The sequence below is a fragment of the Streptomyces sp. NPDC004658 genome, assembly GCF_040609555.1.
Taxonomy (GTDB): domain Bacteria; phylum Actinomycetota; class Actinomycetes; order Streptomycetales; family Streptomycetaceae; genus Streptomyces.
Genome location: NZ_JBEXKG010000092.1, coordinates 14,256 through 31,069, shown reverse-complemented (window position 1 = coordinate 31,069; position 16,814 = coordinate 14,256). Strand labels below are relative to the sequence as shown.

General features: G+C 71.6%; 17 protein-coding genes. 4 read left to right on the top strand and 13 right to left on the bottom strand.

Annotation, left to right across the window (positions count from 1 at the left end):
• The 6 genes from cbiE to ABZV94_RS26715 form a co-directional block, all read right to left on the bottom strand.
• On the bottom strand, positions 1–726 hold a 726-nt coding region (cbiE, locus tag ABZV94_RS26740; RefSeq protein WP_356344533.1), incomplete at its 3' end, for a precorrin-6y C5,15-methyltransferase (decarboxylating) subunit CbiE.
• Positions 727–817: 91 nt separating this feature from the next.
• Complete coding sequence (locus ABZV94_RS26735) at positions 818–1,456, bottom strand: GNAT family N-acetyltransferase (protein WP_356344530.1); 639 nt, start codon at positions 1,454–1,456, stop codon at positions 818–820.
• A 161-nt stretch (positions 1,457–1,617) separates the two neighbouring features.
• The gene (locus tag ABZV94_RS26730) at positions 1,618–2,439 is read right to left on the bottom strand and encodes a MetQ/NlpA family ABC transporter substrate-binding protein (protein WP_356344528.1); all 822 of its coding nucleotides are present in this window, start codon (positions 2,437–2,439) and stop codon (positions 1,618–1,620) included.
• A gap of 21 nt (positions 2,440–2,460) precedes the next feature.
• On the bottom strand, positions 2,461–3,291 hold the full coding sequence (locus ABZV94_RS26725) for a MetQ/NlpA family ABC transporter substrate-binding protein (RefSeq protein ID WP_356344525.1): 831 nt from the start codon (positions 3,289–3,291) through the stop codon (positions 2,461–2,463).
• Between the two features lie 77 nt (positions 3,292–3,368).
• Complete coding sequence (locus tag ABZV94_RS26720) at positions 3,369–4,106, bottom strand: methionine ABC transporter permease (RefSeq protein WP_356344523.1); 738 nt, start codon at positions 4,104–4,106, stop codon at positions 3,369–3,371.
• On the bottom strand, positions 4,103–5,137 hold the full coding sequence (locus ABZV94_RS26715; RefSeq protein WP_356344520.1) for an ATP-binding cassette domain-containing protein: 1,035 nt from the start codon (positions 5,135–5,137) through the stop codon (positions 4,103–4,105). The genes ABZV94_RS26720 and ABZV94_RS26715 overlap by 4 nt, the downstream gene beginning before the upstream one ends.
• 580 nt (positions 5,138–5,717) lie before the next feature.
• On the opposite strand from ABZV94_RS26715, the gene ABZV94_RS26710 reads away from it, so the two are divergent.
• Positions 5,718–6,077 carry a hypothetical protein gene (locus tag ABZV94_RS26710; RefSeq protein ID WP_014671592.1) on the top strand — a complete coding sequence of 120 codons (360 nt, stop codon included), beginning with the start codon at positions 5,718–5,720 and terminating at the stop codon, positions 6,075–6,077.
• A 1-nt stretch (position 6,078) separates the two neighbouring features.
• On the top strand, positions 6,079–6,498 hold the full coding sequence (locus ABZV94_RS26705; RefSeq protein ID WP_356344517.1) for a hypothetical protein: 420 nt from the start codon (positions 6,079–6,081) through the stop codon (positions 6,496–6,498).
• Between the two features lie 69 nt (positions 6,499–6,567).
• Here the strand turns inward: ABZV94_RS26705 and ABZV94_RS26700 are convergent, their stop codons facing one another.
• The 3 genes from ABZV94_RS26700 to ABZV94_RS26690 all read right to left on the bottom strand — a co-directional run bounded on the left by ABZV94_RS26700 (position 6,568) and on the right by ABZV94_RS26690 (position 8,911).
• On the bottom strand, positions 6,568–7,065 hold the full coding sequence (locus ABZV94_RS26700) for a GNAT family N-acetyltransferase (protein WP_356344535.1): 498 nt from the start codon (positions 7,063–7,065) through the stop codon (positions 6,568–6,570).
• A gap of 45 nt (positions 7,066–7,110) precedes the next feature.
• Complete coding sequence (locus ABZV94_RS26695) at positions 7,111–7,617, bottom strand: sigma-70 family RNA polymerase sigma factor (protein ID WP_356344514.1); 507 nt, start codon at positions 7,615–7,617, stop codon at positions 7,111–7,113.
• 118 nt (positions 7,618–7,735) lie between these two features.
• The gene (locus ABZV94_RS26690) at positions 7,736–8,911 is read right to left on the bottom strand and encodes a glycerophosphodiester phosphodiesterase (protein ID WP_356344512.1); all 1,176 of its coding nucleotides are present in this window, start codon (positions 8,909–8,911) and stop codon (positions 7,736–7,738) included.
• Positions 8,912–9,307: 396 nt separating this feature from the next.
• On the opposite strand from ABZV94_RS26690, the gene ABZV94_RS26685 reads away from it, so the two are divergent.
• Both ABZV94_RS26685 and ABZV94_RS26680 read left to right on the top strand, forming a co-directional pair.
• Positions 9,308–9,928 (top strand): lysophospholipid acyltransferase family protein, encoded by a 621-nt coding sequence (locus tag ABZV94_RS26685; protein WP_356344510.1) that lies wholly within the window; start codon positions 9,308–9,310, stop codon positions 9,926–9,928.
• A 459-nt stretch (positions 9,929–10,387) separates the two neighbouring features.
• A complete protein-coding gene (locus ABZV94_RS26680; RefSeq protein WP_356344508.1) occupies positions 10,388–12,025 on the top strand; it encodes a multicopper oxidase family protein in 1,638 nt (545 codons plus the stop codon).
• Positions 12,026–12,107: 82 nt separating this feature from the next.
• Here ABZV94_RS26680 and ABZV94_RS26675 read toward each other — a convergent pair whose 3' ends face one another.
• The 4 genes from ABZV94_RS26675 to argH all read right to left on the bottom strand — a co-directional run bounded on the left by ABZV94_RS26675 (position 12,108) and on the right by argH (position 16,761).
• Complete coding sequence (locus tag ABZV94_RS26675) at positions 12,108–13,631, bottom strand: MFS transporter (RefSeq protein WP_356344505.1); 1,524 nt, start codon at positions 13,629–13,631, stop codon at positions 12,108–12,110.
• Positions 13,628–14,179, bottom strand: coding sequence for a helix-turn-helix domain-containing protein (locus tag ABZV94_RS26670; protein ID WP_356344503.1), 552 nt, complete (start codon positions 14,177–14,179; stop codon positions 13,628–13,630). The genes ABZV94_RS26675 and ABZV94_RS26670 overlap by 4 nt, the downstream gene beginning before the upstream one ends.
• An 83-nt stretch (positions 14,180–14,262) precedes the next feature.
• Complete coding sequence (locus tag ABZV94_RS26665) at positions 14,263–15,234, bottom strand: aldo/keto reductase (protein WP_356344501.1); 972 nt, start codon at positions 15,232–15,234, stop codon at positions 14,263–14,265.
• Between the two features lie 93 nt (positions 15,235–15,327).
• The gene (gene argH / locus ABZV94_RS26660) at positions 15,328–16,761 is read right to left on the bottom strand and encodes an argininosuccinate lyase (RefSeq protein WP_356344499.1); all 1,434 of its coding nucleotides are present in this window, start codon (positions 16,759–16,761) and stop codon (positions 15,328–15,330) included.
• Between the last annotated feature and the right edge of the window lie 53 nt (positions 16,762–16,814).

The following is a 16,814-nucleotide window of genomic DNA, read 5'->3' as shown; positions in this document are numbered from 1 at the left end:
CTCGCCCTCGCCGAGGCCGCCGGCCGGTCCGGCGCCGTAGCTCTCGTCGGGCTGCACCCAGCCGCGCGGCCCGGCGCCGGGGTCGCGTCCGGCGATCCAGCCGCCGCCCTCCTGCGCGCCGACCGGTCCGCCGATGACGATGACGACGTTGGGGTCGCGCCAGGTGTGGTCGGCGGCCTTGTCGGAGGTGACGACGCTGACCTGTTCGCGTTCGGTGCCCAGTTCCTCGCAGATGACGAAGGTGCGGTGCACGCCCTCCAGGAGGAGGCCGAGTTCGGCGGGGCCGGCGCCCGGCGAGGTGAGGACGGCGACCTTGGTGTGGGCGCGGCAGACGTTCACGGCGCGGCGCAGGGTGCGCGGGTGGGCGACGACGACCTGGGCGTCGTCCCAGGGCATACCGGCGCGGGCGAAGGCGGCGGCGACGGAGGAGACGGCGGGGACGACCTCGACCTCCAGGCCGAACTCCGGCGCACGCAGGGTGCGGACGACACCGAAGAAGCCGGGGTCGCCGTCGGCGAGCACGACCGCGGTGCCGCGGTGCGCGGCGATGCGGCGGGCGGCCAGGGCGAGGCTGCCGAGGCGGACGCGTTCGGCGGTGGGCGGGACCTCGGGCAGCGCCAGGTGGTGGGCGGCACCGGCCACGAGGGTGGCGGCGCCGAGGGCGGCCCGTCCCGCGTCGGTCAGCGGCGAGCCGTCCCAGCCGATCACCGTGACCCGGTCGGCCATCGTCGTCAGTCTCCAGTGGTTCTGCGCAGGTCTTCAGGGGGGAGAGAGCCCGGGGCGGGCTCCGTGAGAGTACCTGGTGAAGCTCGGGGGCTCAGTTCCAGTCCGAGTACGACGTGAAACCCCCGGCGTCGGCCGGCTGCTCGCCGGCCCCGGCGAGGTCCTCCGGGAGCAGGCTCCAGACGATGACGTCGGTGCGCACCTCGGTCCAGGCACCGTCCTCGGTCCTGGCGCGGGCTATCCAGGCGTTGCGCAGGACGCCCTCGCTGATGCAGCCGATCTTCTGGGCCACCTGCTGGGAGGCGGTGTTGTCGGCGGCGGTGCGCAGTTCCAGCCGTTCGAACTTCTGGTCGTGGAAGAGCCACTGGGCGGTGGCGAGGACGGCTTCGGAGGCGTAGCCCTCGCCGCGCGCCCAGGGGGCGATGACGTAGGCGATCTGGCTGGAGCGGACGCGCCAGTCCGTGTTCCTCAGGTGGACGATGCCGACGAGCCGCTGGGTGAGGAACTCGGTGACGGCGAGGACTATGCCGCGGCCTTCGGTGCGTTCGTCGGGGGCGGCGCGGGTGATCCACCGGTGGGCGTCGGCCTCGGTGTAGGGGTGGGGGACGGTGGTCCAGGCGACGACCTGTTCGTCGTTCATCATGTCGGCCAGGGCGGGCACGTCGTCCTCGTCGAGGGGACGCAGCACCAACCGCTCCGTGCTGATGGAGATGTTGGGGAAGGTGCTCGTCATGCGCCGCTCCGTAACCTTCGGAAATTCCTCGAAAGACCGTCAGGACCGTCAGGTCTGCTGAACTGCCCAGCATGCAGCATGAAACCACTGAACCGCACGACGGGGTCCACACCCGGTGAGGGAGCGGACCCCGTGCGTCGCGAAACGCCGTGTACGTGCCGTCAGCGGCCGGTCACCGGCAGGACGGACCCGTGGTACTTGTCCTTGATGAACGCGCGCACCTCGGGCGAGACGAGCAGCTTCGCGAGCTTCCGCACCCGCGGGTCGTCCTCGTCGCCGCGCTTGACGGCGAGGAGGTTGGCGTAGGGGTTGTCCTTCGCCGACTCCAGGAGGATGGCGTCGCCGGTGGGGCTGAGGCCCGCGTCCTGGGCGTAGTTGTTGTTGATGACCGCGGCGTCCACGTCGTCGAGCGAGCGGGGCAGCTGCGCGGCTTCCAGTTCCCGGATCTTCAGGTGCCGGGGGTTCGACGTGATGTCCGCGGGGGACGCGTCGGTGCCGGCGCCGGCCTTCAGGCCGATGACGCCGCCCGCGGCCAGCAGTTTCAGGGCGCGGCCCTCGTTGGTGATGTCGTTCGGCACGGCGACGGTGGCTCCGTCGGCCAGCTCGGTGACCTTCTTCACCTGGTGCGAGTAGACGCCCATGGGCGGCAGGTAGGGCTTGACCACGGAGACGAGGTCGGTGCCCTTGGACTTGTTGAAGTCGTCCAGGAAGGGCTGGTTCTGGTAGAGGTTCGCGTCCAGCTCGCCCTCCTGGAGGGCGGTGTTCGGCAGGACGTAGTCCGTGAACTCCTTGATCTCCAGCTTCAGGCCGGCCTTGGCGGCGAGGTGGTCCCTGACATAGGTGAGCACCTCGCCGGCCGGGACGGCGGTGGCGCCGACGACGAGGGTGTCGTCCTTGCCACCGGCGCTGCCGGAGTCCGTGCCGGAGCCGCAGGCGGTCAGGCCGAGGGCCAGGGCCGCCACGGCGATGACGGACGAACGCATGGGTCGGGTTCCCCTCACGGCTCAGAAGGACGGGATGACCGAGCCCTGGTACTTGTCCTCGATGAACTTCTTGACCTCGGGCGAGGTGAGGAGCTTGGCGAGCTTCTTCACGCGCGGGTCCTTCTCGTTGCCCTCCTTGACCGCGAGGAAGTTGCCGTACGGGCTGTTCTTCGCGGACTCCAGGACCAGGGCGTCCTTGGCGGGCTTGATGCCGGCGGAGATGGCGTAGTTGCCGTTGATCACGGCCGCGTCCACGTCGTCCAGGGAGCGCGCGGTCTGGGCCGCCTCGACCTCCTTGAACTTGAGGTCCTTGGGGTTCTTGGTGATGTCCTGCGGGGTCGCCTCGTTGCCGACGCCGTCCTTGAGGGTGATGAGCCCGTTGGCGGCGAGCAGCTTCAGGGCGCGTGCCTCGTTCACGGCGTCGTTGGGGACGGCGATCGTCGCACCGCTCTTGAGGGCGTCGGCCTTCTTGACCTTGTGGGAGTACAGGCCGAGCGGCTCCAGGTGCACCGTGACGACGGGCGCGATGTGGGTGCCGCGCTTCTTGTTGAAGTCGTCCAGGTACGGCTGGTTCTGGAAGTAGTTGGCGTCCACCGAACCGTCCTCGGTCGCCGTGTTCGGCGTGATGTAGTCGGTGAACTCCTTGACCTCCAGGTCGAGGCCCGCCTTCTTCGCCAGCTTGTCCTTGACGAAGTTCAGGATCTCGGCGTGCGGGGTCGGGCTCGCGGCGACGACGAGCGGGCCGCTGTAGTCGGAGGAGCCGGAGTCCTTGTCCGAGCCGCAGGCGGTGAGTCCGAAGGTGACGGCTCCGGCGGCGAGGACGGCGGTGGTGAGCTTGGCGGTGTTACGCACGAAAAGTGCCTTTCCTTAAGGGTGGTGCGACCCCGTATGCGGGTGTACGGGGAGTCTGGGGGGTGCTCTGCGGAGGCTCAGGCGACCTTGCTGACGTCGGCCGCGGCCGGCTCCTTGGCCTTCAGCAGGCGGAGCTTGGGCGCCGGGCCCGACCGGCCGCCCCGGCTGTACAGGGCGCGGGCCGCGACATCGCCGGCGAACTGGATGAGGGAGATGACGACGGCGAGGATCGCGACGGTGATCCACATCAGCTCGGTCTCGAAGCGCTGGTAGCCGTAGCGGACGGCGAGGTCGCCGAGGCCGCCGCCGCCGACGGTGCCGGCCATGGCGGAGTAGCCGATGAGGGCGATGACCGTGGTCGTGCCGGAGGCGATCAGCGAGGGCAGTGCCTCGGGGATCAGGACCTTGCGGACGATCGTCCAGGTGTTGCCGCCCATGGACTGCACGGCCTCGACCAGGCCGTGGTCCACTTCGCGGACGGCCGTCTCGACCAGGCGGGCGAAGAACGGGATGCCGCCGATGGCGAGCGGCACGATCGCGGCGGTCGTACCGATGGTCGTGCCGGTGACCCAGCGGGTGAAGCTCATCAGGGCGACCATCAGGATGATGAACGGCATGGACCGGCCGATGTTCACGACCTGGCCGACCACCTTGTTGGCGACGACGTTCTGGAGCAGGCCGCCCCGGTCGGTGACGACGAGGAGCAGACCGAGCGGGAGACCGGCCGCGACGGCGATCAGGGTGGACCAGAGCACCATCGTGAACGTCTCGCTACACGCCTGGGACAGCAGCGGCTGCATCTCGGACCAGGTCACTTGGCACCTTCCTTCACCAGCAGGGCCTCCTGGCCCACCACGTCGACCTCCAGGCCCTGTTCGCGCAGGAATCCGACCGGCACCACGTTGTCCTCGTAGCGGCCGGGCAGTTCGATGCGCATGCGGCCGATCTGGAGGCCGCCGACGGTGTCGATGGCGGCGCCGAGGATCGAGATGTCGATGTTGTAGGTGCGCGAGAGCTGGGAGATGACGGGCTGGGTGGCGGCCTCGCCGTGGAAGGTGACGTCGAGGACGGTGCGGTCGGCGCCGGTGGCCTCGCCGCCGACCGGGAACAGCGCGGCGGCCAGTTCCGAGCCGGGGGTGGCCAGCAGCTCGCTGACCGTGCCGGACTCGACGATCCGGCCCTTCTCCATCAGGGCGGCGGAGTCGCAGATCGACTTCACGACGTCCATCTCGTGGGTGATGAGCAGGACGGTCAGGCCGAGCTGGCGGTTCAGGTCGCGCAGCAGCTGGAGGATGGAGCGGGTGGTCTCCGGGTCGAGGGCGCTGGTGGCCTCGTCGGAGAGGAGCACCTTGGGGTCGCCGGCGAGGGCGCGGGCGATGCCGACGCGCTGCTTCTGGCCGCCGGAGAGCTGGGCGGGGTAGGCCTTGGCCTTGTCGGCGAGGCCGACGAGGTCGAGCAGCTCCAGGGCCTTGCGGGAGCGGGCGCGGCCGGACTGGCCGAGGATCTCCAGCGGCAGTTCGACGTTGTCCTGCACGGTCCGCGAGGACAGCAGGTTGAAGTGCTGGAAGACCATGCCGATCCGGCTGCGCGCCCGGCGCAGTTCCCGGCCGGCGCGCGGGCCGCGTCCGGCCAGGGCGGTGAGGTCCTGCCCGGCGACGGTCACGGTGCCGGAGGTGGGGCGCTCCAGCAGGTTGACGCAGCGGATGAGCGAGGACTTTCCGGCGCCGGACTGGCCGATGACGCCGTAGACCTCGCCTTCGCGGACGTGGAGATCGACGCCGTCGAGGGCGGTGACCTCACGGCCGCGGGAGCGGTAGACCTTGGTCAGGCCCGAGGTGGTGATCACGTGGGTTTCCGTCACTGTCGAGTGCGCGGGCGTGGGTGTGCCCGGGCACGGGTGCATGCGGTTCCGGCATGGAGGAAGGGATGTGCGTCTCGTACGGCCTACGGCGCACGGACATGCCACGGGTCTCGCTTCGGGGCGCGAGGCTCAGCTGATGCGGGGGCCCTCTAGAAGGCGCACATTCGACACATCAGGCGACACATACAACGAGCACCGGGCGTCAGGGTCGCCTCGGTCGCAAGGGTGCGGCAGCTCGTCGTGGTCATGCGAGAAGTAAAGCAGACGAACGGTCCTGACCGGCCGCCGCCGTCCGCATAGTGGACAGCCGCGGACAGCGGTGGTGGGACGCCCGTCCACGCACGGCGATCCCACTCGCCCGTCCTTCACCAGTGCGGACAAGGGCGGCGGGTGCGGCACCACCGGGTGGGCGCCGGGCCCGGGCGGCCGGTCGCTGTGGCCAATGCCACGGCGGCCACGGCGGCCGCGCGGTCCGGGCCACCGCCTGCGGCACCGGGCGTGCGGCCCCCCGGCGTGGGGCGGGGGCGGCGGCGATGCACTGTTTCCGCCGTAATAGGGTCACGGCATGCTCAATGCCCTGACGCTGGTGACCGGGGTCGCCGCGCTCCTGCTCGCCGCCTGGTGCGGCTGGGCCGCGTATCGCGACCAGCCGACGAAGGACTGGCACTTCATCGGCATGGCCGTGGTGTCGCTGCTGGCGCTGGTCCAGCTGGTGATCGGGATCGTGCAGCTGGCGCGGGGCGAGAAGCCGGAGCAGGGCACGACGATCTTCGTGGCGTACCTGCTGGGCGCGTTCGCGTGCGTTCCGGCGGCGGGCTTCATGTCGCTGGCCGAGCGGACCCGCTGGGGTTCGGTGACGGTGGCCGCCGGCGGTGTGGTGCTGGCCGTGCTGGAAGTGCGGCTCTTCGACATCTGGGGAGGCTGAGGTGACCGCGGCGCAGGAGAAGCCGGCCCGGCTGATCAGCGGGCCGGGCATGCTGCTCGTCTGGTTCTACGGCGTGATGGTGGTCGGCGCGGTGTCGCGGTCCGCGTACCAGATCTCCACGGAGTTCGACCGGGCGCCGCTCGCGTACTCCCTGTCCGCCGTGGCCGGCGTGGTGTACGGGTTCATCACGTACACGCTGGTGCGCGGTGGGGAGGCGGCGCGTCGGGCGGCGCTGGTGTGCTGTGCGGCGGAGCTCGCGGGCGTCCTGATCGTCGGCACGTGGACCGTGGTGGACCCGTCGGCGTTCCCGGACGCGACGGTGTGGTCGAAGTACGGGATGGGGTACGTCTTCATTCCCGTGCTCCTGCCCCTTTCCGCCCTGTACTGGCTGCGCAAGGCGCCCGTCCGCGGGGGTGCGTGAGGGGCGTGGGCGGCTGCGGGTGGCGTGGCCCCTCGCGCAGGTCCCCGCGTCCCTCTCGGGCGCTCCGCCTCACGCCGTCTGCGCGTACGCGCCCGCCTGCTTCTCCAGGATGATCATCTCCACGCCGTCGTCGCCCTTGGCCCTGCCGACCGTCTCGTAGCCGGACCGGCGGTACAGGCGGAGGTTGCCCTCGCTGCGGTGGCCGGTGAAGAGGCGGAACCGCGTGGCGCCGCGCTCGTCCGCCAGCGCGGCCTCGGCCGTGCGCAGCAGCCTCGCGCCGATGCCGTGGCCCTGGAGGCGGGGGTGGACGCAGAGCTTGCCGATCGCCGCCGCGCCGTCCTCGGTGACCTTGCCGCGCACCGAGCCGACCACCTCGTCGCCGAGCCGGGCGACGAAGACGCAGTCGGAGACGACTTCCTGACGGACGGATTCCAGGGTCTGCACGAGCGGGTCGATGCGGTAGTTGCCGTACAGCGCCGCCTCGCTCTGGAAGCACAGGTACTGGAGCCGGAAGATCTGCTCCGCGTCCTGTTCGGTCGCCACCGAGATGGTCACGCTCATGCCCATGTGCGCATGCCTCCCGCTCACCTGATCACCTGTTGTCCCCCACTCCTATCCCCGCGGTTCGCACGCCGCAACCTCCGGTGTGAGCAATCGGCGCAGACATCCCAGACATCTGGAACGTTCCGGGCCGAGACTGCCCTGTGAGATACCCAACTCCCCCGCGATCTCCCGGTAGGTGAGGTCCTTCGGCGAGAGCAGCGCCTCGATCAGGCGGGGGCAGCGGCCGGGCAGGCGGCGGACCGCGTCCCGCAGGGCGCGGTACCGGGCGGCGGTCAGGACGTGCTGCTCCGGCCCGGGTCGGAGGTCGTCGGCCGGGTCGCTGCCGTAGGGCCGTTCAAGGCGGGAGGTGCGGCGGGTGCGACGGGCCTCCGCGCGGACGGCCCTGCGCAGCCAGCCGTGCGGGTCCGGCGGCGGCCCGTCGCTCTCCAGCCGCTCCAGGAGCCGCAGCCAGACGGCCTGCTCCAGGTCGCCCGGCTCGCCTCCCCAGGCATATGCCTCGGCGGAGGCCTCGGCCGTGAGCAGGGGACGGAGGGCGGCCACCAGGTCGTGCGTCATATGCGGAACGACGAGCCGCCCCGGCGGCGGGTTGCCGGGGCGGCGCACAGTCAGCCCGAACGGAGTGCGAGCGGTGCGGCGGTTGACGCCGGGGTCCGGACGTTGCGGAGAAGGGCTGTCAGCCCTTCAGGAAGTCGGCGCGGGCGAGCAGTCCGGTGTCGGCGTTGTCGGTGAAGACGCCGTCGATCCCGGTCGCGAAGTACGTCTTGAAGGCGCCGAAGACATCACCGTAGGCGTCGGCCGCGGTGCCCTTGCGGTACTCGGCCGGCAGGAAGGGGTTCTCGTTCCGCATCGTGTAGGGGTGCAGGATCAGGCCGACCTTGTGCGCGTCGGAGACCAGGGTGGTCGGTTCGGCCAGGGTGCCGTCCGCCTTCTTCGGGATGATCAGGTCCAGGGTCGGGCCGATGCCCTGGGCGTAGCCGGCGATCTCGCGCAGTCCCCTGGGCGTGACGAGGTCGGCGACCGTACGCGGGTCGTTCGCCTCGACGAAGTCGTACGGGCGGCTGTCCGCCGAGGAGAGCAGGACGACGAGCGGGTTGTCCACCAGCCGGTTGAGCCGCTGGATGCTGCTGGGCTCGAAGGACTGGAGGATGACCGGGGAGTTCCGGCCGTCCTTGCCGTACTTGCGCAGCAGCTTGGCCACCCGCTCCTCCAGGCCGAGGCCCAGCTTGCGGAAGTAGGTGGGGTGCTTGGTCTCGGGGTAGATCCAGACCTGCCTGCCGCGCTTGCGGGTCTGCTCGTCCTGCCACCGCAGGACCTCTTCGAAGGTGGGGATCTCCCAGCGGCCGTTGTAGAGGGTGTTGTGCGGCCGGTTGGCCGGGATGCGCTCGACGGCGCGCAGGGTCTTCAGTTCGGCGAGCGTGAAGTCCTCGGTGAACCAGCCGGTGGTGGGGACGCCGTCGAGCACCTTGGTGGTTCTGCGGCCGGCGAACTCCGGGTGGGAGGCGACGTCCGTCGTCCCGCCGATCTCCGGCTCGTGACGGCAGACCAGATGACCGTCCTTGGTGGGCACCAGGTCGCCCGCCTCGACGACGTCGGCGCCCAGGTCGAGGGCCAGCTCGTAGGAGCCGAAGGTGTGCTCGGGGCGGTAGCCGCTGGCACCCCGGTGGCCGATGATCGTCGGCACCGGCAGGCTCCCCAGCCCGCGGCCTCCGTGTCCCGCCGTCCGGTCCTCGGCGGCCCGGGCGGTACCGGACAGTCCGAGGACCGCTCCGCCCGCGCCGAGCACCGCGGCGCCCAGCAGCGCCCGTCGTCCCGTTCCCTGCGCCTGCTCGTTCGCCTGGTCGCTGTCCATGAGCGCCCTCCTGCCGCCTGCGTCCATCGGTGCGGCCCGATCGTAGGGGCGTGCACATGACGAGGGGGAGGCGTCGGTCCGAACACCCGGGCGCTGCCGGATGTCCTGCGAACGGCGGAAGGTGACGGGCCGTCGGGGGCGGCGGCCCCGGCCGGCGCGATGTCCGTCACACCGGCGCAAGGCGGTTACGCGCCGTCCTGCGCACGCCACCGCAGGTAAACCCGCGTCAACACTTCGTAAGACCTCGGTGAACCGGACGTCCCCGATGTGCGCGCGGCCCGGCGCCGCGAGTAATGTCCTCACCTGCACAGACTCATATCGCCCCCTTTGACATCGGAGGACCCGTTGTCCCGCTTCGCGCTCATCAAGGCAGTGCTCGGACCGATCATGCGCCTGATGTTCCGCCCACAGGTGGAGGGCGTGGAGAACATCCCCGGCGACGGTCCGGTGATTCTGGCCGGTAATCACCTCACGTTCATCGACTCGATGGTGCTCCCGCTGGTCAGCAAGCGGCAGGTGTTCTTCATCGGCAAGGACGAGTACGTCACCGGCAAGGGCGTGAAGGGCCGTCTGATGGCGTGGTTCTTCACCGGCGTCGGCATGATCCCGGTGGACCGGGACGGGGCGAGCGGCGGCGTGGCCGCGCTGATGACCGGGCGGCGCATCCTGGAGGAGGGCAAGATCTTCGGGATCTACCCGGAGGGCACGCGGTCGCCCGACGGGCGCCTGTACCGGGGCCGCACCGGTATCGCCCGCCTCACCCTGATGACCGGCGCCCCGGTGGTGCCGTTCGCCATGATCGGCACGGACAAGCTCCAGCCGGGCGGCCGGGGCATCCCGCGGCCCGGCCGGGTCACCGTCCGGTTCGGCGAGCCGATGGAGTTCTCCCGGTACGACGGCATGGACCGGGACCGGTACGTGCTGCGGGCGGTGACGGACTCCGTGATGGCCGAGGTGATGCGGCTGTCCGGGCAGGAGTACGTGGACATGTACGCCACGAAGGCGAAGGCCGCCTAGACCCCGTCGTCCGGAGCAGGCCGGCTACGAGGAACGGCGCCGTCGAGCCGGGCCGGGCGGTGCCTGGTGCGTGCAGCCGCGAGGCGGAGGACGGCGCCGGCCGCACTCGCGCGGGGGGACCCCCGGCACCGGGGTGATCAGAGCGGCGGGGCCGAGGACCCGCCCCGCCCGTCCGACCCTGCGCGTCGTCGCCCGAGGGGCAGCCGCGCGGCGTCAGTTGCGTGCTCTCGCCGTGCCGGTCCCGGGCCCGCGTACCGGGCGTACTCGGGTCGGGGGCCGGTGCGGCGAGAGTGCGTGCCGGGCCGGACACCCTGGATCCCGTCGGGCAGGCCCCGGACCCCCCGGTGGGCCGGTGTTGCGCCGACTGCCGTCCGCCTGCCGGTGGAATCTGCCGCCGACACATCGGGCATTCGGCCGTATCAAGCGGCTATATGACCACACAACATGTCTGATTCAGACATGTCCAAACCTTCTCGGCGTACTCTGCTCCGTACCCCGATCGCCGTCGCCGGCGCGGGATTCCTGGCAGCCTGCACCAGCTCCGGTTCCGAGCCCAGTTCCGGCCCCCAACGCTCGAACGGCGGGGAGAAGTTCGTCCCGGCCGGACCCCGGGGGTACGTCAACCCGTCGGATCCGGAAGTGCTGGCCGCCGAGCGGAAACGCGGGTCCGGCCGCGAACGCACCTTCAGCTTCACCGCCGCCGAGGCCAAGCTGGACCTGGGCGGACGGTCGGTCCGCACCTGGGCGTACAACGAGGAGGTGCCGGGCCCGCTGGTGCGGGTCACGGCCGGTGACGTGCTCGACCTGACGCTCACCAACCGGCTGCCCGCCACGACCACGCTGCACTCCCACGGGGTGCGGCTGCGCTGCGACATGGACGGCGTGCCGGACCTGACCCAGCGCGCCATCCACCCCGGGACCGACTTCCGCTACCGCTTCGTCGCGAAGCATCCGGGCACCTACCTGCTCCACTCCCACGTGGGGATGCAGCCCGACCGGGCCCTGTACGCGCCGCTCGTCGTCGACGACCCCAGGGAGCCCCTCTCCTACGACAAGGAGTGGCTCGTCGTCCTGGACGACTGGCTCGACGGCGTGGAGGGCTCCACGCCCGAGGGCGTCCTGAGCCAGCTCAAGCCCGGCGGCTCCATGGACATGGGGGGCATGGCCATGGGCCCGGAACACGACGGCCGGAGCGCTCACCGGCCGGACGACCACCCGTCGGGGTCCAGGAAGTCCGGGGGGAAGTCCACGGGCCCCAACCGGGTGCTGCACGACTCCCACAGCCGCATGCTGCACGGGGAGGGCGGCAGCGTCGCCTACCCGTACTACCTGGTCAACGGGCGCCTGCCGCACGATCCGTCGGTGTTCCGCTGCCGCCCCGGCGACCGGGTACGGCTGCGCATCATCAACGCCGGCTCCGAGACCGCCTTCCGGGTCGCGCTGGGCGACCACACGATGACCGTCACCCACACCGACGGCTACCCCGTGAAGCACAAGAGGACCGACGCCCTCCTCATCGGCATGGCGGAGCGGTACGACGTGCTGATCACCGCCCGGGACGGGGTCTTCCCCCTGGTCGCACTGCCCGAGGGCAAGAAGGGCAGGGCCGTCGCCGTCCTGCGCACCGGCAAGGGGACCAAGGACCTTCCCCCCGCCGACGTCCACCCGGACGAACTCGACGGCAACACCGTCCCCGCGCGCCGTCTCCTGCCCGACGACTCCGTGGCCCTCGCCCACCGGGACCCCGACCGGGAGATGCGCATCAGGATCACCGGCACCATGCAGAAGTTCGACTGGGGTTTCGACCACAAGCCGTACTCCCCGCAGCAGCGCCACCCGGTCCGCGCCGGTGAGCGGGTGCGGCTCACCCTCATCAACGCCACGGACATGTGGCATCCGATGCACCTGCACGGACACACGTTCTCGCTGACGGGGCTGGACTCGGTGGGGGCCCGCAAGGACACCGCGATGGTGCTGCCGCACCGGAAACTGGTGATCGACTTCGACGCCGACAACCCGGGCCTGTGGATGCTGCACTGCCACAACCAGTACCACTCGGAGAGCGGCATGATGACGGTGCTGGGTTACAAGCGCTGAGTTCCGGGGTGGTCCGGTCGCGTTCCGGGCGCGGCGGCGCCGCGGCTCGTCGCGCCGCTCCCCGCGGCCAGGCCCGGCCGGATCACCCGGCGTCTTCGAGCGTCTGGCCCCTCAGCAGGAACCATGCCGCCGCCGACGCCGTCAGGAGCACTGCCGCTCCGGCCCCGGAGGCCAGGTGAAGGCCGTGGACGAAGCTGTCCCGGGCCGCGTCCAGAAGGGCCTCCGCCCGGTGCGGGGACAGGTGCGCCGCCGCCTCCACCGCCGCGCCCAGGGACTCGTGGGCGCCGGCCGGGGTGCCGGGCGGCCCCGCGAAGCCGCGGTAGACGCCGGTCACGATGGATCCCAGCAGGGCGATGCCGAGCGCGGCGCCCAGTTCGTACGCCGTCTCGGACACCGCCGAGGCCGCGCCCGCCTGGTCCTTGGGGACGCTGGAGAGGATGACGTCGGCGGTCACCGTGAAGGAGAAGCCCGCACCGACGCCCACGACCAGCAGGGCGGCACCGAGGACCGGGTAGCCGGTGGACTCGCCGAGCGCCGTCAGCGCGGCCAGGGCGGCACCGACCGCGGCCAGACCGCCGGAGACCACCGCGCGGACCGAGAGGCGGCGGGCGGCCCGGCCCGCGACCAGGCCGGCCGCCACCGCGCTCACCGCCGCGGGCAGTTCGGCCAGGCCCGCCTCGAACGGGCGCCGTCCCTGGACGAGTTGCAGGTACTGGGAGAGGAAGAACACCAGGCCCGACATGCCGAGGACGGTCAGCAGGTCGGCGAGGACCGCTCCGCTGAAGCCGCGGCGCCTGAACAGCCGCATGTCCAGCAGGGGGACCGGCATGGTCAGCTGGCGGTGGACGAAGCCGTACAGGGCCGCCGCGCCCAGCACACCGGTGCCGAGGGTCGTCGGGGTGAGGCCGTGGGTGGCGGCCTCCTTGACCGCGTAGACCAGCGAGATCATGCCGACCAGCGAGAGCAGGACGCTGCTCAGGTCCCAGGGGCCCGGGTGCGGGTTGCGGGACTCGGGCAGGGTGCGGACGCCGACCAGGACCAGGACCGCCATCACCGGCAGGTTGATCAGGAAGACCGAGCCCCACCAGAAGTGTTCGAGGAGGAATCCGCCGGCGATCGGGCCGACGGCCGTGCCGGCGGAGGCGGTGGCGCCCCAGATGCCGACGGCGAGGCTGCGCTCGCGCGGGTCGTGGAAGATGTTGCGGATCAGGGCCAGGGTGGCGGGCATCAGGGTCGCGCCCGCGACGCCCAGCAGCGCCCGGGCCAGGATCATCAGCCCGGGTGTCGTCGCGTAGGCGCACAGCACGGACAGCGCGCCGAACGCCGTGGCCCCGCCCAGCAGGATCCGCTTGCGGCCGATGCGGTCGCCGAGGCTGCCCATGGAGACCAGCAGGCCGGCGATGACGAAGGAGTAGACGTCGCCGATCCACAGCAGCTGGGTGCCGGAGGGGTTCAGGTCTTCGGTGATGTAGGGGGTCGCCAGACCGAGGACGGTGGCGTCGACGGCCACCAGCAGCACGGCCAGGACGAGGACGCAGAGCGCGAGCCAGCGGCCCGGGCGCTTCACCGCCTCGGTCCCGTGCGCCGGCTGCAGGGTGCTGGTCATGGTTCCTCTCTTCGCAGAGCGCCGCCGAGCAGCAGCTCGGCGATCATGGTCGGGAAGTCCCGGGAGGCCACGCGGCCGTCCAGGGTGGCCCAGGCGCAGGAGGCGATCAGTCCGTACAGCGCCTCGGTGAGCCAGACCGGGCTGAGGTCGATACGGAAGACGCCGTCGCGCTGTCCGCGCTGGAACAGGGCGCCGATCCGGGCGTCGAGGCGCTGCCAGCCCTCGTTCTGCCGGTCGCCCTCCCACAGCTGGTTCTCGCCGTAGAGGAACGCGAGCAGTCCGGCGGCCGGCTGGATCTCGCGGACGAGCCTGCGGACGGCCTCGGCGGCGGACCCCTCCTCCGGCCGGGCCCGGTCCAGCGCCGCCTCGCACTCCGCGATGCCGAGCTGCTCCAGCGCCCGTACGAGTGCGTCCCGGCCGGCGAAGTGGCGGTGCAGGGTGGCCCGGCTGATCCCGGCGGCCTTGGCGACCTCGTCCATGGTCGCGGTCGATTTGCGGGTCAGCAGGGCGGCTGCGCTGCGCAGCACGTGGTCACGGTCCAGGGCCATGAGACAAGGATAGCCCACTTGAGACACTGATGTCTCACCATGGGCATGGCTGCCTCATGGGCACCGGTCGGGGCGGGTGCTCGTCAGTGCCAGGGCAGCTGTCCGCGCCGCTCCCAGTAGGCGCGCGGGTCCTCCGCCAGCGCGTCGAGGCGGGTCAGCTGGTCCTCGTCGAGGTCGACGGCCGGGGCGTGCAGGTTGGAGACGAGCTGCGGGACGGTCGCGGCGCCGGAGAGGACGACTCCGGCCCAGGGCCGGCGCAGGATCCAGGCGAGGGCGACCGCGTCACAGCCCATTCCGGTCGCGGCGGCCACGGCCTTCAGCGCGTCCGGGGCGTGCGGCTCGGCCAGCCGGCCGTTCGCCATGCCCTCCTTGACGATCACGGTGAGCCCGGCGTCGTGCGCCTCGGCGAGGGCGGGCCCGGCCGACGTCTCCAGGGCGTTGTACGTCGACTGCACGGTACGGAAGAGGGGCTCGCCGTCGACCGTGACCGCGAGGGCGGCGCGGATGGCGTCGGCCTGTGCGGGACCGCTGGTGGAGAAGCCGACGGTGAGGCCCTGGGCGGCGGCTTCCGCCAGCCGGGCGTGCAGGTCCTTGTCGGTCAGGGCCGGGCTGTCCGGGGTCACCGAGTGGATCTGGTAGAGGTCGAGCCGGTCGCCGAGCAGGGCGTCGGTCTCGGCGCGCTGCCGTTCGTAGGTGGCGAGGCCGTGGTCCTTGACCTCGTGCCGCTCGGCGTCGGTGGACCAGCCGGCCGTGTAGGTGTAGCCCCACTTGCTGCCGACGACCACGTCGTCGATCTCGGGGTGGGCGTTCAGCCAGTCGGCGAGGAACTCCTCGGAACGGCCGTAGGAGCGGGCGGCGTCGACGTAGCGGACGCCCTGGGCGTAGGCGGCGTCGAGGAGTTCGTGGGTCCGGGCGCGCAGTGCTTCGACGCTGCGGTTCTCGCCGAGGTCCGCGTCGCGGCCGAGGTTGATGTAACCGGGCCGGCCCACTGCGGCCAGACCGAGTCCGATGTGGCAGGTGGGGGTCGTCGCTGCGGCCAGTCGCGCGAAGGGCATCGCGGGCTCCGTTCGGTCGGCTCCGGTGGGGCTCGCGACCAACGTAACCCGCGATGCCCTGGTGATCGCGGCAGAGGTGCGGGGCGCTCCCCCTCAGCTCTTCTTCTTCGCCTCCGCCCACTGGTGCTGGCGCGCCACGTCCGCCTTGACCTCCGCCAGCTGGACGGCCACCGCGCTCGGTGCCGTACCGCCACGGCCGTTGCGGGAGGCGAGGGCGCCGGGGACGTCGAGGACGGAGCGGACCTCCGGGGTGAGGTGCGCGGAGATCTTCGCGAACTGCTCGTCGGTGAGGTCGCCCAGCTCCTTGCCCTCGGCCTCGGCGGCCTTGACGCACTCCCCCGCGACCTCGTGCGCCACGCGGAACGGCACGCCCTGCTTGACCAGCCACTCGGCGATGTCGGTGGCGAGGGAGAAGCCGGCCGGGGCCAGTTCCTCCATGCGCTCGCGGTGGACGGTGAGCGTGGCGACCATGCCGGTGAAGGCCGGGAGCAGCACCTCCAGCTGGTCGCAGGAGTCGAAGACCGGCTCCTTGTCCTCCTGGAGGTCGCGGTTGTACGCGAGGGGCAGGGCCTTGAGGGTGGCCAGGAGGCCGGTGAGGTTGCCGATCAGGCGGCCGGACTTGCCCCGGGCCAGCTCGGCGATGTCCGGGTTCTTCTTCTGCGGCATGATCGACGAGCCCGTGGAGAAGGCGTCGTGCAGCGTGACGAAGGAGAACTCCTTCGTGTTCCAGATGATGATCTCCTCGGCGATCCGGGAGAGGTTCACGCCGATCATCGCGGTGATGAAGGCGAACTCCGCGACGAAGTCCCGGGAGGCCGTGCCGTCGATGGAGTTGGCGGCGCTGCCGTGCTCGAAGCCGAGGTCGCGCGCGACCGCCTCCGGGTCCAGGCCGAGGGAGGATCCGGCGAGGGCACCGGAGCCGTACGGCGACACGGCCGTCCGCTCGTCCCACTGGCGCAGTCGCTCGGCGTCCCGCGACAGGGACTGGACGTGGGCCAGGACGTGGTGGGCGAAGAGCACCGGCTGGGCGTGCTGGAGGTGGGTGCGGCCGGGCATCGCCACGTCGGGGTGGGCCTCGGCGAGGCCGATCAGGGCGTCCTGGAGGTCGGCGATCAGGCCGCCGATGATCCGGGCGTGGTCGCGCAGGTACATCCGGAAGAGGGTGGCGACCTGGTCGTTGCGGGACCGGCCGGCGCGCAGCTTGCCGCCGAGGTCGGGGCCGAGGCGCTCCAGCAGGCCGCGCTCCAGGGCGGTGTGCACGTCCTCGTCGGCGATCGTGCCCGTGAAGGTGCCGGCGGCCACGTCGGCCTCCAGCTGGTCGAGTCCGGCGAGCATGCGCTGGAGCTCGTCCTGGGTGAGGAGCCCCGCCGTGTGGAGCACGCGCGCGTGGGCACGCGAGCCGGCGATGTCGTAGGGGGCGAGCCGCCAGTCGAAGTGGACGGACGCGGACAGCTTCGCCAGGGCCTCGGCGGGGCCGTCGGCGAAACGGCCGCCCCAGAGCCGTACGTCACCGCTGTTGCTGCTCACTTGCGTTGCTCCTCGAAGCTCTAGGTGTGCCACCGCCTCCCCACCTTTCCAGG

What these genes read in the sequence shown, in the direction of transcription:
- ABZV94_RS26735 (WP_356344530.1), bottom strand. Translation starts at nt 1,456, where the DNA reads ATGACGAGCACCTTCCCCAACATCTCCATCAGCACGGAGCGGTTGGTG.
- ABZV94_RS26730 (WP_356344528.1), bottom strand. Translation starts at nt 2,439, where the DNA reads ATGCGTTCGTCCGTCATCGCCGTGGCGGCCCTGGCCCTCGGCCTGACC.
- ABZV94_RS26710 (WP_014671592.1), top strand. Translation starts at nt 5,718, where the DNA reads ATGCTCAATGCCCTGACGCTGGTGACCGGGGTCGCCGCGCTCCTGCTC.
- ABZV94_RS26700 (WP_356344535.1), bottom strand. Translation starts at nt 7,065, where the DNA reads ATGGGCATGAGCGTGACCATCTCGGTGGCGACCGAACAGGACGCGGAG.
- ABZV94_RS26695 (WP_356344514.1), bottom strand. Translation starts at nt 7,617, where the DNA reads ATGACGCACGACCTGGTGGCCGCCCTCCGTCCCCTGCTCACGGCCGAG.
- ABZV94_RS26690 (WP_356344512.1), bottom strand. Translation starts at nt 8,911, where the DNA reads ATGGACAGCGACCAGGCGAACGAGCAGGCGCAGGGAACGGGACGACGG.
- ABZV94_RS26685 (WP_356344510.1), top strand. Translation starts at nt 9,308, where the DNA reads ATGTTCCGCCCACAGGTGGAGGGCGTGGAGAACATCCCCGGCGACGGT.
- ABZV94_RS26680 (WP_356344508.1), top strand. Translation starts at nt 10,388, where the DNA reads ATGTCCAAACCTTCTCGGCGTACTCTGCTCCGTACCCCGATCGCCGTC.
- ABZV94_RS26675 (WP_356344505.1), bottom strand. Translation starts at nt 13,631, where the DNA reads ATGACCAGCACCCTGCAGCCGGCGCACGGGACCGAGGCGGTGAAGCGC.
- ABZV94_RS26670 (WP_356344503.1), bottom strand. Translation starts at nt 14,179, where the DNA reads ATGGCCCTGGACCGTGACCACGTGCTGCGCAGCGCAGCCGCCCTGCTG.
- ABZV94_RS26665 (WP_356344501.1), bottom strand. Translation starts at nt 15,234, where the DNA reads ATGCCCTTCGCGCGACTGGCCGCAGCGACGACCCCCACCTGCCACATC.